Source organism: Cytobacillus citreus (genome assembly GCF_018343665.1).
GTDB lineage: Bacteria > Bacillota > Bacilli > Bacillales > Cytobacillaceae > Cytobacillus > Cytobacillus citreus.
Genome location: NZ_JAGYPM010000002.1, coordinates 475979 through 494913, shown reverse-complemented (window position 1 = coordinate 494913; position 18935 = coordinate 475979). Strand labels below are relative to the sequence as shown.

Sequence of the window (18935 nt, the reverse complement as noted above, 5' to 3'; positions counted from 1 at the left end):
GAACTAGATCTATTTTATATTCTAAACTAATGCTTCTTTAACCTTCTCTACCCTAGCCAGCCAAGAATGCTTTTGCACAAAGGTATTTTGGATATTTTCTCGGTAGTTCGCGGCATTCCGCGCCATCTCTTGAATCGCCCTAGCCATATCCTCAGCCTTATCCTCGCAGATAATACCGTACCCATCTGCTTCTATAATTTCTTTTTGCGCCTGACAATATGTGGCGACGACAGGAAGCCCGTTTGATAGATACTCAACTAGTTTAACAGGAACAGCAAAATCATTGTAGGTGCTCCGGAATCTTGGAATATAGGCAAAGTCCATTTCACGGTATAAGTCATTTAATGCTTCACCGCTAACATGCTTTACTTCTACACCTAGCTCAGTTAATCTGGCCTTTTTCTCTTCAGGCAATTGTTTGTATTCATCCTTGCGGCAAACAACGGTTAATTCGGAAACTTTCTCCTGCTTATTTGCCAATTCTAACGCATCAAGCAAAAGGAATAAACCATAATCCTCATTATTAATGCCGCCCACATAAAGTCCCTGAGAAATTTGCGAGACTTTCTCTTTTCTCACAACCTTCATATCTTTACCGCCTGGAGGAAGTGAGATTTTCTCCTTCTGAATATCGACATACTTGCCCATCGCATCGCTCGGCAAGAAAATGACACGGCAATATTTGTTGTAAAACCTTTCCTCCATCCGATAAATGGCTTTCATGACTGATTTTTTAACACCTTTTAACGGATAAAGCTCATCAAATTTCCAATACACATCACGGTAAAAAACGCCTATCGGAACATGACGCTGTTTTAAATATTTCATGACCTTTTTGTCAACAAACGGCTTTTTAGGAATATGTCCTTTGTCTGTCAGCCAGAACGGAATCGTCTGATTTTCCATATAGCAAAACCAAAGATTATCAAGCTTCCCTGCCGCGCGCCATTCTTCAAAGAGGGCATCCCGAGCAGTTGAATTTCCGGACAGCAACAGAATGTCAACCTTCTCCCTCGCCCCCCATTGCTGGAAGGCTTTTAATATTTCCTTCGGGCGAAGCTTAGAACCGCTATTGGCATTCTCCGCTACTTCAAATGGATAATATAGCAAAACTGATTTCATCCTGTTTTCTCCTTATCTTTCGTTTCCTGCCGCTTTCCTTTTTGAAAAGTAAGCAGACAAATCTAAACGAAATCTAATAAACAATAGCATTCCAGCGAATAAGCAAGTGATGAATAACCATATTGGATTAAATAGAAAATCGGCAAATCCACCTACTAATGTCCGTGGAATATTGATGGAAAAATAAATAAACAAGCATAAAAAGATTGGGTTTTTCGGAAGTCTGATAAATATTATATAGAGCAGCTGAACAAATATCCCTACATATATCGTTCCAAAGATGACCCCTAAATAACCAAAGTTCGCATACGCTTCCGCAATAAACAGAGTATTTAATACCCCGCCTGTCCCATCCGCAATCCGATTTGGAAAAACATTTGCCATGACAAGCCTTGCAGAACGGACTTGTTCCACATCAAACCAGCCAGTTATGATGGATGGAAGACTGCTGCCATGTAAAAAAGGAATAGAGTCACCGAATATATCAAAATGCAAAAATGTCGGCGCAATTTGAGCCAGAATGATCCTTCCAATTGGGCCAGATGAATAGGATAGGAAAGCATCAATATCCTTTACGCCCTGAATGAATACATACATGAATACAATGGCAACCGCTCCGATAGCGGATAATGCGATAATTTTCCCGCGTGTGAGCACCGTTTTTCCAATATAAATTCGAACAAAGATAAACATAATGATATAGAAGAAAATAGGAGACTTTGACAAATCATATATACTTATCAAAATCGCACTTCCAAAAAGGGCTAAAAATAAGAAAAACCATTTTAATTGCTTCGTCTTAACTGTATATACATACGCTATTAAGGATAGTAATGGCGTCAGAGCAATCGCAAAAATATTTCTAATTAAGACATTGCCGTTAAAATTACGTGCTGCATCAATCCGCAGCTTACCAAGCTCATCGAAATTCCCTTTTAACAATTCAAAAAGCGGGACTTGGTTTGTCTTTAATAACGTATAGGCAACAGCTAACATGCTTATGATTGAAATACCTAGAAAAAGCAAATAAAATTCATTTTTTTGATTAAACGTATTGGCAACTGGTTTTTTCAGGTAGTCAGCAAATTCCCTCTTCGCATTAAAGTTAGCAAGCTTAGATACACCTAGCATAGTTAATGGAAGAACTACCATGACAAATGATACCGCTGCAAAGCCGATATACCTGCTGCTTTCATGGTCAAGCTTATTAATCATATAGTAATGATCAATATCTAACACAATAAGCAAGCTTCCGATGTAACTTGATACGAATAAGGAATAGTAAAAAACTAATGAAACTAAATTCGGCTTTGTTAAAGCAAGACTTCCTGACACTCTTTTAAAGAGCATGATAGATAGGATGGATACAATGATCCATACAAATAAAGCCAACATTCGTCAGCACCTACTTTTATGTGTAAATATTTGGGCGGCATCCTATTAAGCTTCGTAAAAGGATGCCGTCTGTCAAATTTTCATCTTTTCGGTCACGATTACTTCCTTTTCGTGACCAGTTCGATGCTTTTTTCATCTTTGCGGGCACGATTAACTCCTTTTCGTGACCGGTTTGATGCTTTTTTCTTCTTTGCGGGCACGATTAACTCCTTTTCGTGACCGGTTTGATGCTTTTTTCTTCTTTTCGGGCACGATTACTTCCTTTTCGTGACCGGTTTGATGCTTTTTTCATCTTTGCGGGCACGATTACATCTTTTTCGTGACCGGTTTGATGCTTTTTTCTTCTTTGCGGGCACGATTACTTCCTTTTCGTGACCGGTTTGATGCTTTTTTCTTCTTTGCGGGCACGATTAACTCCTTTTCGTGACCGGTTCGATGCTTTTTTCATCTTTGCGGGCACGATTAACTCCTTTTTGTGACCAGTTTGATGCTTTTTTCATCCTTTCGGGCACGATTACTTCCTTTTCGTGACCGGTTTGATGCTTTTTTCTTCTTTGCGGGCACGATTACTTCCTTTTCGTGACCGGTTTGATGCTTTTTTCATCTTTTCGGGCACGATTACTTCCTCTTCGTGACTTCCTCAACGAATGAGGAGGATCGATTTACTTTTTAATTAGCTCAACAATTTTTTCAGAAGCCTGACCATCGCCAAATACTTCTTTATATTGAGGGCTAACCTCTTTTTGGACAGCCGCAAGGATTTTCCCCGTGTCGGTTCCTGTTAAAATATTCGCTTCACCTTCAAGCGTCTCTACCCATTCTGTTTGTTCACGAATCGTTACACAAGGTACCTTCATAAAGTAGGCTTCCTTCTGAACACCGCCAGAATCCGTAACAATCTTCTTCGCATTTGCTTCTAATGTCAGCATGTCTAGATAACCGACAGGATCAATAACCTTTATATTTGGAACATCATCTAGGTTTAATCCATAGTCAGCTAATTTATGCTTCGTTCGAGGATGGATTGGCCATACCTTTACGTCTTCAATTTTTGAGAAGGCATCGAGGATATTTTTCATCTTTTCAATATCATCCGTATTTTCTGCTCGGTGGATCGTAATCAAATGATATTTTTTCGCTGTTAAGCCAGCATCCTCTAGGATGGTTGATTTTTCATTTGCAAGTTCACGGTTATATAAAACCGCATCATACATAACATCACCAATATTAAACACGTTGTGCGTAATATTTTCATTATCTAAGTTCGTTACAGCTGTATCAGTCGGGCAGAATAGAAATTCAGATACATGATCTGTCATGATGCGATTAATCTCTTCAGGCATCTTCTTATTAAAGCTTCTTAATCCCGCTTCAATATGGATAACTGGAACATGGAGCTTTGCAGCAACAAGAGCACCAGCTAAGGTTGAGTTTGTATCGCCATATACCATTAAGTAATCAGGCTTTTCACTCAATACGATGTCTTCAATCTTCGCCATCATTTCCCCAGTTTGCTTCCCGTGATTCCCTGAGCCTACACCTAGATGGTAATCCGGTTTTGGAATATGCAGCTCTTCGAAGAAAATATCAGACATATTCGCATCATAATGCTGACCAGTATGAATGATTTTCTCTTCCATATGCTTTCTTAAAACCCTCGAAACGGGAGCTGCTTTAATAAATTGCGGTCTGGCGCCAATGATTGTTAATATTTTCATATAGAATCACCTTCCAAGCTTTGGATATAGTCTTTTGCTAAAAATGAATTAATATTATAAGGCTGCTTATATTTAATACGGTCATATTTAAAGGACAATGCCTTTAAATAATCAGGATAGCTTTTGTAAATTCCATACCATTCCATTGGTTCTGTATAGTATCTTTCAAATAGCTTTTTTTGATTATAAAGCTTTTTCGCAGGCTTATATAATATTCCATACTTCTCTTTTAATGAAACAGCCTTCACAGCTGCTGGCTTTTCCGGTTTTGGGAAGTAGTCTGGATACATTTGATGAAGTGTGTAATCATATAAAAATTTTTTAAAGCGAAGTTCTACTGGAACGGTCTTGAAGAATTCCATTAAACGGTCATCCCATAATGGAATCTCCCAGCTTTTCTGATAGAACTCATACACTCTCACGGAATTAATGATGAATTTAGCTTGTCTCTCGCGCCAATCCCAATATTCAAAGAGAGCACTTGCCTGTTCATTCGTTTCATATGGCAAGTCTCCAAATGAGCGCCGAATCTCAGCCAAGACATCTTCACCAGATTGGTGAATACCTCTATCCATCTCCCAAAGCTTATGATGCTTTTGAAGGGAAAACTGAATGACATCATCCAACGTAAATTCTCGGTCCATCGTGATTTCATAGGCTAAATGACTGCCTGCAACGAAATCACCTGAATGTCCGGGGATAAACACATAATCTTTATCCTGCTTTGCAAGAATCTCTCGAACCGCTGGCCAATCCTGTAAATGGGCCATTGACGAGCCATTCACCGCAAAGTTTACATAATCCTTCCATTCCTGCGAATGATACCAGCGATGCCAATCTTCCTTCTTATACTCAATGAAATCCCATTTTAATCCTAGACGATTCGCAATATCCTTACTAACTAATGCTTCTTTATTCTCCCTTTTACCATATGTAAAAGAAGAAATGTCTTCTATTCCATACTCTTTTAACAGTAAAGCAATAATGCGAGAATCATATCCGCCGCTCAATGGCAAAATAGGCGCCTTATTAATCAATCGTTTGATTAAATCTTCAAACACTGCTAACAGAACCGTTTTCAGCTCTTCACTGAATTCCTCAATATCCTTGTTCACAGGGTGGTGATAGAATTGATAATATTCTTGTTTATCAACCTTCCCTTCTTCATGAATCCGGATATAAGAGCCCGCTTCAATTTGATAAACACCTTCATAAAGCGTCTTTTCGTTCGCAGTAAAGCCTGTGATAAGGAACTCTTTTGCAGCTGTTTGATGCAGGGGTTTATCCTTCTGGAGTGAAATCTTGTCTGTCACAATCCAGCGAGACCCCTCTTTATAGTAAAAAAGAGGAATGCTTCTCTTTCGATCGACAATAGCAAACAATTCATTTTGGACAGCTTTAATAAAAACAAACTCGCCAATTAAATCATTTAGATGATTTTCAAAAAATCCTTCCTCTTGAAAGACTTCTTGAATATTATCCATATGATAATATTTCCCTTTGTAAATAACATAACCGCCAAAATAGATTTGGCCAAAAGGAAAATGGAATTCTTTTATACGACTGTTGTCTGTAATCTTTACTTCATTTAACAAACGGATCACCTATTTTACAATCAAATTCGCCATGCACTCAGATTATATGGAGCTTGTTCGATAACAATCTGAGGCATCCACCGGAGGCTTAACTATATTCAGCGGGATTTCAATTTCACTAAATTGCATACCTACTCTTTTTATCAAATTAAATGGTCCTTGATCTTTTCTTCAATAGATCTTTATCGAGTCTTGATACAAGGATAACAACGATAAATCCTAACCAAGCAAAAATAATATTGATATCAGGGATACTGCTCTCTTGAATATAGACGATAGCGATCACAGCTAAAAGAGAGGATAGGAATAAAAAGGTCATTTTGCCAAATGACACTGGAACATGATAGAGCTTTTGGCTTTTAAAGAATATATAAGTAATCGCGATGATATACGAAATCAAATAAGCTGCGACACTCCCCCATATAGAAAATGGAGGGATTAACAGTACGTTCAAAATAATATTGACAACCGCCGCCATACCAAACGCGTACGAAATAATCTTTGTTTGCTTCGTAAAAAAAATACCGACTGAAATAATCATATAGAAAAAATTCAAGAAGGTAACAGCCGACAAAATAGCTACATACTGATAGGCTTCATGATAATTTTCGCTTAACATGCGAATAATCCACGGCATTAATGTAGCGACCATCAAAATACCTATTGTCCCTAGTAACAGAATACCATAATACAACTTCGCAAATAAAACAGGACTATCCTTTTTATCCTTAAGAGACATAGAAAAAGGTCTCCAAGCCATTTGCACACCGCTCGTTAGCAGCGTAATTAAGGAGGCAAACTTGACCGCTGACCCGTAAATGCCCACCTCGTGAAAAGAAGTAAACTTTTCTAATAGAAGTGAATTCGCATTGACAATCACCCAGAATGCTAGTGATGCCGGAACAAGAGGAGTCGCATATACTAAGATTTCCTTTAATAGCTCTTTATTAAATGTAAATTTAATATATTTCAAAAGAGGCTTGATTAAAAGCAGCGCAACGATGGCCACACTTATTAGCCTTCCATATAAAATGCTGTCGATCGTTGGGGTAACATAGGCTAAAAATCCATAGGAAAGGACAGCAATCAAGAGCATTTTCAATATCGTAAAGGTTACAATTTTTTTTGTAAAAAAATCATAACGAAGAACCGTTAAGATTAAGGCGATGACAGTATCCAAGGCCAGAACCCCAATGGCAATATTGAATAAATAATATAGGCTTGCATCTTCTAAAAGGAGCTGAGACAACCATGGACCACCAATAAGAAAAATGATGGCAATAATTAATACAATCAGCAATCTAAAGGTCATGACGGACCTGACATACTCAAGCCTTTTCTTTTTATCCTCTGATTCAAAGTAGTAATAAGCAAGAGCAGAATCGGTACCAAAGATGACGAGGAAGGTCAGCATCGATGTGAGCCGATCCAAATAATCTAATACCCCATATTCAGCGGGGTCAGGTAGAAAGGATGTATATATAGGAAGCATGATAAAAGCGATCAGCTTCGTTCCAACGTTCATAAATGCGTAAAGGAGCGAATCCGCTCCTAAACGCTTAATTTGGGCAAACACCCTATAACAGCTCCCGCTCGTCAACCATTTTGACAAATTTAGCAGGAACCCCTTTAACTAAGGTCTTTGGTTCTGTATGCTTTGTTACTAATGCACCAGCAGCAACAAAGGTCTCTTCCTCAAGAGTAATCCCTGGAAGAATGATAGATGCACCGCCAACACGTGCTCCTCTTTTAACATGGGCGCCCTTAATCTTATCGAAGCGCTCTTCTGTTCTACCCATAAAGTTATCATTCGTTGTTGTCACACAAGGTGCGATAAAGACATGATCCTCAAGAGTTGTATACGCTGTAATGTAAGAATTCGATTGGATTTTTGTCCGATCCCCAATCTTCACATAGTTTTCAACGGTAACGCCCCTGCCGACAATGACAAAATTACCGATTTCAACATTTTCCCTTACGCTTGCAAGATCAGCAATAAGCGTATTGGAGCCAATTTTTGCTCCTCTATAGATCACACAGTTTGCCCCAACAGTTACATCTTCGCCGAGTTCAAGAGCTGGAATGGCGCCAGCAAGCTTAACTGTACTTGTTTTTGCAGGCTTTGGAGGCTTACCGACAACAGCACCGTCCGCAATTGTTGTGTTATCACCAATAGTAGTTCCTTCGTGAATGGTTACTCGGTTCCCAATCACTACATTTTTACCGATTTTTACATCCTTTTCTACAACGGAAAAATATCCGACTTGAACGGATGAGTCTAATTGAGCTGAAGGATCTATAAAATTCATTCGAATGTCTCCCTTTATCTTAAAATTATAGTGTGGCGGATATATCGGAAATTTGGCGGATATCTGCATAAATGTCGCGGATATATCGAAAATCTGGCGGATATCTGCACAAAGTGACCAATGTATTCGCGAAAGTGACCGATATTTCTACAAAAGTGACCGATATCCGCGCAAACTGACCGATATTTCCACAAAAGTGACCGATATTTCCACAAAAGTGACCGATATATCCACGAAAATGACCGATATCTGCGAAAAGCAGCCAATATATCCCCGAAAATTACTTTAAAAATCCTAATTAAACCGCAAATCCATTACAGTTTAATATATTTATTCGGCTTTTCAATGCCCTTCATTGCATTACGAGTGTCGAAAATCACTTTGCTTTCTTTTGCGATCACTTCATAATCAAAATCAGTATGATCTGTAGTAACTAAGACAAGGTCAGCATCATTTAGAAGCTGCTTAGTCATTTCAACTGTTTCGATTTTTTGATTGCAAGATTTGAAAGATGCAACATATGGATCGACAACTTTATAATCTGCTCCATGATGCTCTAATAGTTCAACAATCTTAAGAACTGGAGATTCACGAACATCATCAATATCCTTTTTGTAAGCTACGCCAAGAACAGCAACTTTTGCACCGCGTAGAGCTTTGCCATCTTCGTTTAGAACTTGCATGGAGCGTGTAATTACATATTCAGGCATGCTGTTATTGATTTCACCAGCAAGCTCGATTAATTTTGTATGATAGTTATATTCACGAGCCTTCCATGTTAAGTAGAAAGGATCGATTGGAATACAATGTCCGCCTAGTCCTGGACCTGGATAGAATGCCATGAATCCGTATGGCTTTGTTTTAGCCGCATCAATTACTTCCCACACATCGATGCCCATTTTTTCGCATAAAATTGCCATTTCATTTGCTAACGCGATATTAATATGACGGAACGTATTTTCGAAGATTTTCTCCATTTCAGCTATTGCCGGAGAAGATACTTCGTGAACATCTCCTTCAAGAACATTGCGGTAAAGAGAAGCTGCCACTTTTGTACAATTTTCTGTAATTCCACCCACAACTTTAGGTGTATTCTTTGTTTTAAATTGCTTATTACCTGGGTCAACACGTTCTGGAGAGTAGGCAATAAATACAGTTTCTCCCACTTTAAGACCTTTTTCTTCAAGGGCTGGCTTAACAATTTCTTCAGTTGTGCCAGGATATGTTGTTGATTCTAGTACTACAAGCATTCCTTCATGTGCATATTTAGCAATTTCCTTTGATGAGCTTTCTACATATGAAGTATCAGGCTGTTGATAAATATCCAGTGGAGTTGGCACACAAATCGCAACAGCATCTACTTCAGCAATTCTCGCATAATCAGTTGTAGCTACTAACTGACCGCTTTTGATCATGTCAGCTAAATCTTGATCGACAACGTCACCAATGTAGTTGACTCCCATATTTACTTGCTCTACACGTGAAGCCTGCACGTCAAATCCGATTACCTTATATCCTGCTTTTGCTTTTTCAACTGCTAACGGAAGACCTACATAGCCTAATCCTACAACAGCAATAACAGCTTCTTTATTTTCGATTTTATTAATTAAAGATGTATATACGTCCATCTCTTTTTTTCTCCTTTTCGTTGGAATAGGGGACGGAGCTTGAGTCTCTCAACTACTCTCGCCGCCTAATTATGTTAGATTCCTAGATGATGATAAGAAAAGCGCAAGCGCCTTCGGAACAATCAAAGGGCAATTGTTCCGGCGATGCCTATTCGTAGAAGCTTTCCTTTGTGCTCACCCTGAGGCAAGCATAAGACTGGCCGACAGGAAGGTTGTTCTTTAACCTTCTTGGCGGACTGGCTTATGACCTCGAGGGGGTAGGCGCTGGAGCTAGACAATTCTCAAATTCGAGAAAACTTATACTTTCTTATCTTTTTAGAAAAACTTGGCGTTCGCTAAGTCGATCGGCAAAAACCTTAGTTTTACTAGCAGATACTATATCGAAACCTCACTTCGACTTTAGTACTAATAACCTTTTAAGCTAAAATAACTTTCTTTCCTGTTTCAGCAGACTCTAAAATAGCTAGTATTAATTTTACAGGAGCAATCCCGTCTTCACCAGTTACAATTGGATTACGATTTTCTTTCACTGCAAGTACCATATCTTCAATGATGCATTGATGACCTGGTTTGCCGAATGGGTCCTCTTTTATTTCATTTTTGATTTTATCCGCTTCCTCTTCGCTTACCCCTTCAATATCCCAAGTCTCAATAAATGTAGCATTTCTGCCGCTAATTTTAACAGTGGCTATTTCCCCAAAGATGGCAATGGACTCTTCAAGATTTTTCGGATAAATCGTTGTTGCTGCTTCAATTACGCCTAGTGCACCATTTTTAAATTGGACAACCGCAGCTGCAACATCTTCTGTTTCAATTTTTCGCAAACGTGTCGCCGCCATAGCTTGTACAGACTCAACTGGCCCCATTAACCAAAGCATCAAATCCAAGTCATGGATCGCTTGATTCATAAGAACGCCGCCATCAAATTCCTTCGTTCCTCTCCATGCAGCTTGATCATAATAGGCTTGATTTCGGTTCCAGCGCACTGTCGCATTCGCATGACTGAGTTTTCCAAAAGCACCTGCATCCATTTGTTCCTTTAATTTCTGGATTGCTGGTCGGAAACGATTTGGATGGACGACTGCAAGCTTCACACCATTTTCATTTACATATTTCATCATTTCTTCCGCTTCATGAAGCTTTAATGACATTGGCTTTTCAACAATAATATGTCTGCCTTGCTCGGCAACAATTTTTGTTAAAGGAGCATGAAGTCCAGATGGTACACAAATGTTCACAACATGAATTTCTGGATTTTCTTCAAGCATGTTTTGTAGGTCTGTATATTTTTTTACATTTGGATTTTCGATTTCTAATCGAGCAGAATTTGTATCACAGATTGCAAATAAATTGGCGTTTTCAGCCTTTTCGATTGCCTCAATATGTTTATTCGCGATATGCCCCATGCCTACGATGGCAAAATTAATCATGATTGTAGTACCTCCTAGCCTCGTTTACATACTTCCAAAGCATAAGAATAAGGAAAGTTGCGAAAATACCAAGAACCAATCCTGCTAAAGATAGCTCTACTTGATTCTTGTCAACAGCCTTTACTTCCTCACTAGCAATGCCTGGCGATTCAAATAAATCAATATCCCCTGTCATTCTTTGGTTTCTCGCTTGAACTTCAGCAATCCGTGCCTCTGTCTGTTCTAGTACGCTTGCAACACTCTTTGCTTCGGTAACGTTTAATTGTCCATTTTTAAGCTGATCATTTGTTACTTCTAATACATCAATAAGCTCGTCTAATTCTTTCTCATTATTCTTGATATTACCTTCTGTAATTGAAGTTCTATGATTATAATTCTCAAGCATGGCCTTTTCAATCGCGGAAGTCATTTTATGAAGATCTTTCTCAAGCTCTTCTTTATCGTCATTATAAATTTTAATTTTTATGAAGCTATCACTTGATACAAAAGCCTCAAGTTCACCGTTTACATCCTCGCCAAATTGATCCACTAAATATGAAGGATCTTTCAATCCCTTCAAACTAACTCCGCCTGTAAAAATTTTAGCACTCCCAACGTAATTCCCTTTATTAGGAATGACATACGATGCTCCAAAGCCAAGCAAAGTAAAGAGTAATGGGATTATTAGAAAGAAAACCTTCTTTTTCCAAAAGAAAACCAAATATTCATAAAGTACAAATTTTTTCTGTTCAGCCAACAACTCTCACCAATCCTTTTAAAATAGACTATTACGATAATATTTTTTAGAAAAAATCGGCGTTCACCAAGTCCTTTTTGGTGAATGCCTTAGTTTTGAAAACACACTTTGCTTTAGTATGTTTATAAACTTAAACTTTCCTATTAGCTAAATAAAGCAAGTAAAGGAACGCCCCCTATTCGGCGACGTTCCACTATGATTTTTATTTTTTATAGAACTCTTTAATTTTAGCTACAATATATTCCTGTTGCTCTTGTTTCAGTTCAGGGAACATTGGAAGTGACACAGCTTCTTTAGCTGCCTTTTCAGTTTCCGGAAGGTCTCCTTCTTTATAGCCTAAATCTTTAAAGACAGGCTGAATATGAAGCGGAAGTGGATAATAAATCATTGTTTGCACTCCTTGCTCCTTTAAGAAGGCTTGTAGCTCATCACGTTTTTCTACACGAATCGTATATTGATGGAAGACGTGGTAATTCCCTTCTTTTTCAACTGGTGTTTTTACTAAGTCACCCAATTGTTCGTTTAGAAGATGTGTGTAAACAGCTGCTTTTTCTCTTCTAAGCTTGCTCCATTTATTTAAATGTGGGAATTTCACATTGAGAACTGCAGCTTGAAGCTCGTCCAAACGGCTATTATAACCTAATACATGATGATAGTATTTCGGCTTGCTTCCATGTACACGAATGACACGGCAATTTTCAGCCACTTCATCATTGTTCGTTACAATCATCCCTGCATCTCCATACGCACCCAAATTCTTTGTCGGGAAGAAGCTGTATGTTGCAGCTGTTCCATATTCTGCAACCGTTTTTCCATGATGCTTTGCACCAATTGCTTGTGCTGCATCACCGATAACAACTAGATTATGCTTAGCAGCGATTTTACAAATCTCTTCCATATCAGCTGTTTGGCCGTATAAATGAACTGGAATAATCGCTTTCGTTTTATCAGTAATGGATTCTTCAATCTTAGCAGGATCAATATTAAATGTTACTGGATCAATATCTACATAAACTGGTGTTGCTCCGGCTCTCACAATAGATCCGCCAGTTGCAAAGAAAGTGAATGCAGTCGTAATAACTTCGTCTCCAGATCCTACACCTGCAGCTTGTAGAGCGATATGTATAGCATCACTTCCATTTCCACAGCCAATCCCATGTGCAACATGACTATACTCAGCAACATCCGCTTCAAGCTTCTTCACGTTATCACCTAAAATGAATCGAGAAGAGCTCATTACTTGATCTAATGCAACTAGCATTTCTTCTTTTAATGCTTGATATTGTTCACTTAAATCTAACATTGGAATATTCATACTAATTTCCTCCAAATTTCATAGATGAAATACTCGATTATTTTAACACAAAATGGGTCATTAATTGTCACTTTTCTTTCCCGTTAAATGACAAATTTCTTAATCTTTTTTTAAAAAAGCCGTTTGCGAGTCGTCCACAAACAGCTTTATCATTATTGCCTTCCAGTTACCTTACGATAAATTTTTATCATAGGTTTGTACTTTTCGTGTACGAGACCAATGGTTTCAGCCAATAGCTCTAGAATTAATAAGAGCCCAAAGATAATGAAGATACTCACCCATAATGTTGCAGATGAGAATAGTATGGCACTAATGCTGAAAACAATTCCAAAACCATATATGCAAAGCACTGTTTTTCGATGGGATAATCCTAGTGCAAGCAGGCGGTGGTGTAAATGTGATTTATCAGGTGCTGAAATCGGTTTTTTATTAACAATCCTTCGAATGATTGCATAAGTTGTATCAAAAACTGGAACACCTAATATGATGATTGGAACAATGAAGCTAAACAAAGTCACACTTTTATATAGGCCAAGTAAAGAAAGAATCGAAATGGAATAGCCTAAAAACAGCGCACCCGTATCACCCATGAAAATTTTAGCTGGATGAAAATTATGGAACAAGAAGCCTAGGGTGCTACCTAATAAAATTAGCGAAAGCATAAGAATAAGCGGCTTACCTGCTACCCCTGCCATAAAGGCAATCGTTGCAATAACAATTGCTGAAATCCCAGCGGAAAGCCCGTCAAGACCGTCAATTAGGTTGATAGCATTCGTTATTGCGACAATCCAAAAGACGGTGAGAGGGTAAGTCCAAAAACCAACATCAAAGGTGCCGATAAACGGTATCGTCAAATAATCAATTGTCAATCCGCTTCCAACAACTGCAGCTGCTGCAAGAAGTTGTCCGAGAAGCTTATATTTTGCTTTCAGCTCATATTTATCATCTAAAACACCTGTAAGGACAATGATAAGTGCTCCAACTGTAATACCAGTAATTTTCTCATTATAAAGGCCGCCGACAAAATAGCCGACTACAACACCAGCAAAAATGGCTAAGCCGCCAAGTCTAGGCATAATTTTCGAATGTACTTTTCTTTGGTTGGGCTTGTCAACCGCACCAATTTTAATCGCAAATTTAATAACAAGCGGCGTAATCAGTAAGGATGTAACTAAAGCTGCTATAAAGGCAACTAAAAATTTTATATCCAATGGAATCACCTTAAGTTTGTATTTATGAATCAAATTTATCCTAACACATATCAAAAAGAATTCAATTAATTTCATTTTTACAAATATTACAGAATGATTAATTGAATTATTTTAATAATAGTATCACCTCATTTGCCATAAAGTCTTTATCATATTTCGACCTAAAATGGGATAATCCTCTAAATATGACGATTAATATCGAAAAAAAGTTTCAAAGAATAAAGAATAATAGAATTTGTAAGAAATTAACTGCAGTCATATACATAAATTATATTATACAACATTATATGTTATAATTTAGCTAGAAAAAAAGTTTTAGGAGAGAACAAGATGCTATCTTTGATGAAGCGTATATTTAATGAGGATTCTACCGAACTAAAACGTCTATATAAACATGTTGCGAGCATTAATGAATTAGAGGAAAAAGTATCTAAATTAAGCGATGAAGAGCTTAAGGAATCAACTCAATATTTTAAAGAAAAAATTGCATCAGGCGTATCGATATTCAACCTAAAAGAAGAGGCCTTCGCGATTGTACGCGAAGCATCCAAACGTATCCTAGGTCTTCGCCACTATGACGTACAATTGATTGGTGGTCTTGTCATGCTTGAGGGTGGCATTGCTCAAATGCAAACAGGTGAAGGAAAAACACTTGTAGCTACTCTGCCAAGCTATTTAAAGGCTCTAGAAGGAAAAGGTGTACATGTTATCACAGCAAATGAATATTTAGCTAAGCGTGACCGTGAGCAAATGGGAAAAGTCTTCGAATTCCTTGGCCTAAGTGTCGGCTTGAATATATCCCAAATCTCAGAATCTGAGAAAAAAGAAGCCTATAACGCTGATATTACATATGGAACTGGAACAGAGTTTGGCTTTGATTATTTGCGAGATAATATGGTCTCCCGCCTTGAAGACCAAGTGCAAAGACCATTACATTATGCAATCGTCGATGAAATCGATAGTATTTTAATAGACGAAGCAAGAACTCCATTAATTATTGCTAGTAAATCAGATATTGCAACAGAACTATTTCAAATTACTTCTGAAGTCGTTCGAGAATTTGAAGATGGGAATCATTATGAATTTTTCCCTGAAACGAAGCAAATTGTCTTAGCTGATAATGGGGCAGATGTATTTGAGAAAGCTTTCGGGCTTGAAAATCTTTATGATGCTGAGCATCGCGAGCTTCTTCATAATATTATGCAATCATTAAGGGCACATGTCGTCATGCGCAAAGACGTTGACTATATTGTAAAAAAAGATGTCGTTATGCTTGTTGATCAGTACACAGGAAGAATTATGGAAGGACGCACCTTCAGTGACGGACTTCATCAAGCGATCGAAGCAAAAGAAGGCGTCACTATTAAAGAGGAAAATCAAACACAAGCATCTATTACTGTACAAAACTATTTCAGGATGTATGCTACCCTTTCTGGCATGACAGGAAGCGCGATTCCGGCAAAACAGGAGTTTTGGGAAACGTATCGTTTAGGCGTTATTGCTATTCCAACGAATAAGCCGAATGCTCGCCAGGATGATGAGCCATTAGTATATAAAGATTATGAATCAAAAGTAAAAAAAATCGTTGAGGAAGTTAGCAAACATAATAAACTGAGTCGCCCTGTTCTCATCGGAACGACATCCATTGAGCAATCTGAACGATTATCTACTTATTTAACGAAGACTGGCATCTCACACCAAATTCTGAATGCAAAAACAGAAGAAGACGAGGCCTACATTATTTCACAAGCTGGGCAAAAGAATAAAGTCATGCTCTCAACGAATATGGCTGGACGTGGTACCGACATTCTACTAGGTGAAGGCGTGAAAGAGCTTAGCGGTCTTCAAATCATCGGAACAGAAATGCATGAAAGTGCTCGTATCGACATGCAATTAAGAGGACGATCAGGGAGACAAGGAGATCCAGGCTCAACGCAATTCATCATTTCCATTGAAGACGATATCTTCCATAGCTATGATAAAGAGGAAATGGATAAGTGGAAGAAAAAAATCAAGACGGATGAACACGGCTTGATTCAATCTCCAAACCCTATTAAGTTCGTTAAAAAGGTTCAGGAAACTGTAGAAAGCGCCCACTTCTCTTCAAGAAACCATCTATTAAAGCTTGATGATGTTGTTGATCAGCAAAGAAAAATCATCTATAAGAAACGCAATGACTTATTAACAATCTCTAATTTTAATGAACTATTAAAAGAATCGTTAAACAATCATGTACAAAAGCTTATCGAGAAGTATTGTCCTGAAAATGAATTAGAGGAAGATTGGTTAACTGAAAGCCTCTATGAAGAATTGACTTTAGTGTTTGGCAGCCTTTCATTCCCCGCTTCTGAAATTAGGGGTGCTGAGAAGCCATTCATCCAAAAGAAAATAGATGAGCTTTATCATAACCAATTGCTTTTATTAGAAAAGCTAGAAGCGAACGAGGATTTCCAAGTTCAAATCAAAAATATGTATTTACAAACATTGGATCATTCTTGGATTGTTCATATGGAATTATTGTTCGCGATGAGAGAAGATATCGGAATTCGCGGATATGGACAAGAAGACCCCTATCGTCTATACGCAGGTGAAGCTTATGATGAATTTATTCACTTCTTAGCAGAATTAGACGCTCAAATCAGCAGGCAATCAAAACTGTATATTCAGCATTTTTTGGCAGAGCAAGAGGATATAGTAACAGTTCAATAAGTAACCATTTAACGGACGATCAGCATGCTTGTCGTCCGTTAAAAGTGATATATCATAAAGTAAAACTTCCATCGGTGGGGGGCTCTTTCATCCACCACCGATGGTTAGTTGCGGCCCACAGGAAGTGGGTCACGCAGACGTTGCCACACGATGTGGCGCTTTTAGTCTGCGTTCATTTTATGGGCCTTTACGGGCAGTTGATCCCCCACTTAGGTTTCTTTGGTTCTCTCGCAACCTTGTAGTGGGGGTCTTACTGCCCGTTAATCTGCGATAAAGTAAAACTTACATCAGTAAGGGTTTACTTCTATAAAAATACTTATTTTAAAAAGGTGGCTTTTTAAAAAATGAACGAAATCGAAAATAATAGCAACACTCCTAAAGAAGAAGGAATAAAAACAACACTTTCTTATCATCCAGATTGGGATTTAACGGTCCAAGAAAAGTATGTTTTTCAATTTAACCACCAAAAGTTGCCGCTCCTTCAGCCAAATCAGCTATCTGTAAGCTTGATTAATTTATACGAATATGATGAAGGTTTTGTCGTAACCGCTTTTTTAAGCAGTTCAATACCGCAAGCGATTTCCTTTGAAGTGATTGACCTTGTCCTTGTTAACGAAAACAATGAACCATTGGCACGAAAAAGCTTCGAGATGGATCTATTTGGTGAGCTTCCTTCAAACACAAGCAGACCTTGGAGATTCCTATTCGAAAATGACAACAAACTAGTGGAAGAGCTTCCGAAAAAGGGCTGGAGGCTTGTATTCGAGCTAAAGAATAAGTCTGCAGACGACGCGCTTCCCCTAGATTTAGAGGACAGCTGGAAAGAAGCTTTTAGTGAAGAGCAGCTAGAAAAACTAGATAACATTGTAAAAAGCCTTCCGCCACTCCGTGAAGGAGAGGTCAATTTCATGGGACTAGAAGCTAATTTTATCTCAGGAAAAGGCTTAGCAGCAACACTATTAATTCGCAATGCCAGCAACCGCAGTATCTTTATTGAAAACCTCCCACTTGTTTTTGAAGATGCATCCCAAGAAGTTATAGCACAAGCAGACTTCCAACTTAATAATCTAGAAGTGAAGAGCCGAACTTGCAAGCCATGGACCTTTGTTTTCCCAGAATCATCCGTAACAAAGGAACATTTGGACCTATCAAAATGGAGAGCTTACGTACCGCAGTCAGCTAAGGTAGATGTAAAGCAATCTTAAAAGTCTAGGAAATGAAGATAAGTCGAGGTATAAAATCGTATGGTTTTATACCTCGATTTTTTTTTGCAATTTAGGACGGTTATCAATTATGCGCTTTGGTTACCGCTTACGACAAAAATCCCTCTGGACGGGCACCATTCACTCACTTTGGTTACCGCTTACGACAAAAATCCCTCTGGACGGGCACCAATCACTCACTTTGGTTACCGCTTACAACAAAAATCCCTCTGGACTGGCACCATTCACTCACTTTGGAGTCAAGTCCATATTTGTGTGTAAAAATTGTATACAATGATTCGACTGTACTAAAAGAGTATTAGTCAAGTGAACTATAATTATTTCGAATTTACATTGAGGGGCGGGCATGATAGCCTGAAGGGCAAGCCAGGCATATTAGATGCCTGGCTTCCTGGCTTTATATCATGCCCGCAGAGTCTCAATGTCAATTCGAAATTAGGCTATTTCACTCTGTAAATGGTCAGTTATTACGCCTTTATTTTTTTAGATATGGAGATTTCTTATTGGTCCATTCTTCCTCAATCTCCATTAATACGGCACCAAT

Annotated in this window: 13 protein-coding genes; 2 read left to right on the top strand and 11 right to left on the bottom strand. The window is 38.3% G+C overall.

Going from position 1 to position 18935, the window contains the following annotated elements:
* Nucleotides 1-21: 21 nt before the first annotated feature.
* The 11 genes from KHA94_RS08465 to KHA94_RS08415 form a co-directional block, all read right to left on the bottom strand.
* Nucleotides 22-1122, bottom strand: a complete 1101-nt coding sequence (locus tag KHA94_RS08465) for a glycosyltransferase (protein WP_213101700.1) — start codon at nt 1120-1122, stop codon at nt 22-24.
* A gap of 12 nt (nt 1123-1134) precedes the next feature.
* On the bottom strand, nt 1135-2517 hold the full coding sequence (locus KHA94_RS08460; RefSeq protein ID WP_213101699.1) for an O-antigen polymerase: 1383 nt from the start codon (nt 2515-2517) through the stop codon (nt 1135-1137).
* Between the two features lie 662 nt (nt 2518-3179).
* Entirely contained in the window at nt 3180-4235 is a 1056-nt protein-coding gene (wecB, locus tag KHA94_RS08455) for a non-hydrolyzing UDP-N-acetylglucosamine 2-epimerase (RefSeq protein WP_213101698.1), read from the bottom strand.
* Nucleotides 4232-5830 carry an asparagine synthase-related protein gene (locus KHA94_RS08450; RefSeq protein ID WP_213101697.1) on the bottom strand — a complete coding sequence of 533 codons (1599 nt, stop codon included), beginning with the start codon at nt 5828-5830 and terminating at the stop codon, nt 4232-4234. Before KHA94_RS08450 ends, wecB begins: the two co-directional genes overlap by 4 nt.
* 148 nt (nt 5831-5978) lie before the next feature.
* Nucleotides 5979-7406 (bottom strand): lipopolysaccharide biosynthesis protein, encoded by a 1428-nt coding sequence (locus tag KHA94_RS08445; protein ID WP_213101696.1) that lies wholly within the window; start codon nt 7404-7406, stop codon nt 5979-5981.
* Nucleotide 7407: 1 nt separating this feature from the next.
* Nucleotides 7408-8139 carry an acyltransferase gene (locus tag KHA94_RS08440; protein WP_213101695.1) on the bottom strand — a complete coding sequence of 244 codons (732 nt, stop codon included), beginning with the start codon at nt 8137-8139 and terminating at the stop codon, nt 7408-7410.
* Nucleotides 8140-8453: 314 nt separating this feature from the next.
* Complete coding sequence (locus KHA94_RS08435) at nt 8454-9767, bottom strand: nucleotide sugar dehydrogenase (RefSeq protein ID WP_213101694.1); 1314 nt, start codon at nt 9765-9767, stop codon at nt 8454-8456.
* Between the two features lie 416 nt (nt 9768-10183).
* Nucleotides 10184-11197 (bottom strand): Gfo/Idh/MocA family protein, encoded by a 1014-nt coding sequence (locus tag KHA94_RS08430; protein WP_213101693.1) that lies wholly within the window; start codon nt 11195-11197, stop codon nt 10184-10186.
* Nucleotides 11190-11933, bottom strand: coding sequence for a GumC domain-containing protein (locus tag KHA94_RS08425; RefSeq protein WP_213101692.1), 744 nt, complete (start codon nt 11931-11933; stop codon nt 11190-11192). Before KHA94_RS08425 ends, KHA94_RS08430 begins: the two co-directional genes overlap by 8 nt.
* 202 nt (nt 11934-12135) lie before the next feature.
* Nucleotides 12136-13248, bottom strand: coding sequence for a DegT/DnrJ/EryC1/StrS family aminotransferase (locus KHA94_RS08420; protein WP_213101691.1), 1113 nt, complete (start codon nt 13246-13248; stop codon nt 12136-12138).
* A 152-nt stretch (nt 13249-13400) separates the two neighbouring features.
* On the bottom strand, nt 13401-14459 hold the full coding sequence (locus KHA94_RS08415; RefSeq protein WP_213101690.1) for a glycosyltransferase family 4 protein: 1059 nt from the start codon (nt 14457-14459) through the stop codon (nt 13401-13403).
* 330 nt (nt 14460-14789) lie between these two features.
* On the opposite strand from KHA94_RS08415, the gene secA2 reads away from it, so the two are divergent.
* Together secA2 and KHA94_RS08405 are read left to right on the top strand one after the other, a co-directional pair.
* On the top strand, nt 14790-17168 hold the full coding sequence (gene secA2, locus KHA94_RS08410; RefSeq protein WP_213101689.1) for an accessory Sec system translocase SecA2: 2379 nt from the start codon (nt 14790-14792) through the stop codon (nt 17166-17168).
* Between the two features lie 344 nt (nt 17169-17512).
* Complete coding sequence (locus tag KHA94_RS08405) at nt 17513-18373, top strand: accessory Sec system S-layer assembly protein (RefSeq protein WP_213101688.1); 861 nt, start codon at nt 17513-17515, stop codon at nt 18371-18373.
* Nucleotides 18374-18935: the final 562 nt, after the last annotated feature.

Excerpts from the sequence above, each read along its gene's own strand:
- KHA94_RS08465 (WP_213101700.1), bottom strand. The coding sequence starts at position 1,122 with ATGAAATCAGTTTTGCTATATTATCCATTTGAAGTAGCGGAGAATGCC.
- KHA94_RS08460 (WP_213101699.1), bottom strand. The coding sequence starts at position 2,517 with ATGTTGGCTTTATTTGTATGGATCATTGTATCCATCCTATCTATCATG.
- wecB (WP_213101698.1), bottom strand. The coding sequence starts at position 4,235 with ATGAAAATATTAACAATCATTGGCGCCAGACCGCAATTTATTAAAGCA.
- KHA94_RS08440 (WP_213101695.1), bottom strand. The coding sequence starts at position 8,139 with ATGAATTTTATAGATCCTTCAGCTCAATTAGACTCATCCGTTCAAGTC.
- KHA94_RS08435 (WP_213101694.1), bottom strand. The coding sequence starts at position 9,767 with ATGGACGTATATACATCTTTAATTAATAAAATCGAAAATAAAGAAGCT.
- KHA94_RS08430 (WP_213101693.1), bottom strand. The coding sequence starts at position 11,197 with ATGATTAATTTTGCCATCGTAGGCATGGGGCATATCGCGAATAAACAT.
- KHA94_RS08420 (WP_213101691.1), bottom strand. The coding sequence starts at position 13,248 with ATGAATATTCCAATGTTAGATTTAAGTGAACAATATCAAGCATTAAAA.
- secA2 (WP_213101689.1), top strand. The coding sequence starts at position 14,790 with ATGCTATCTTTGATGAAGCGTATATTTAATGAGGATTCTACCGAACTA.
- KHA94_RS08405 (WP_213101688.1), top strand. The coding sequence starts at position 17,513 with ATGAACGAAATCGAAAATAATAGCAACACTCCTAAAGAAGAAGGAATA.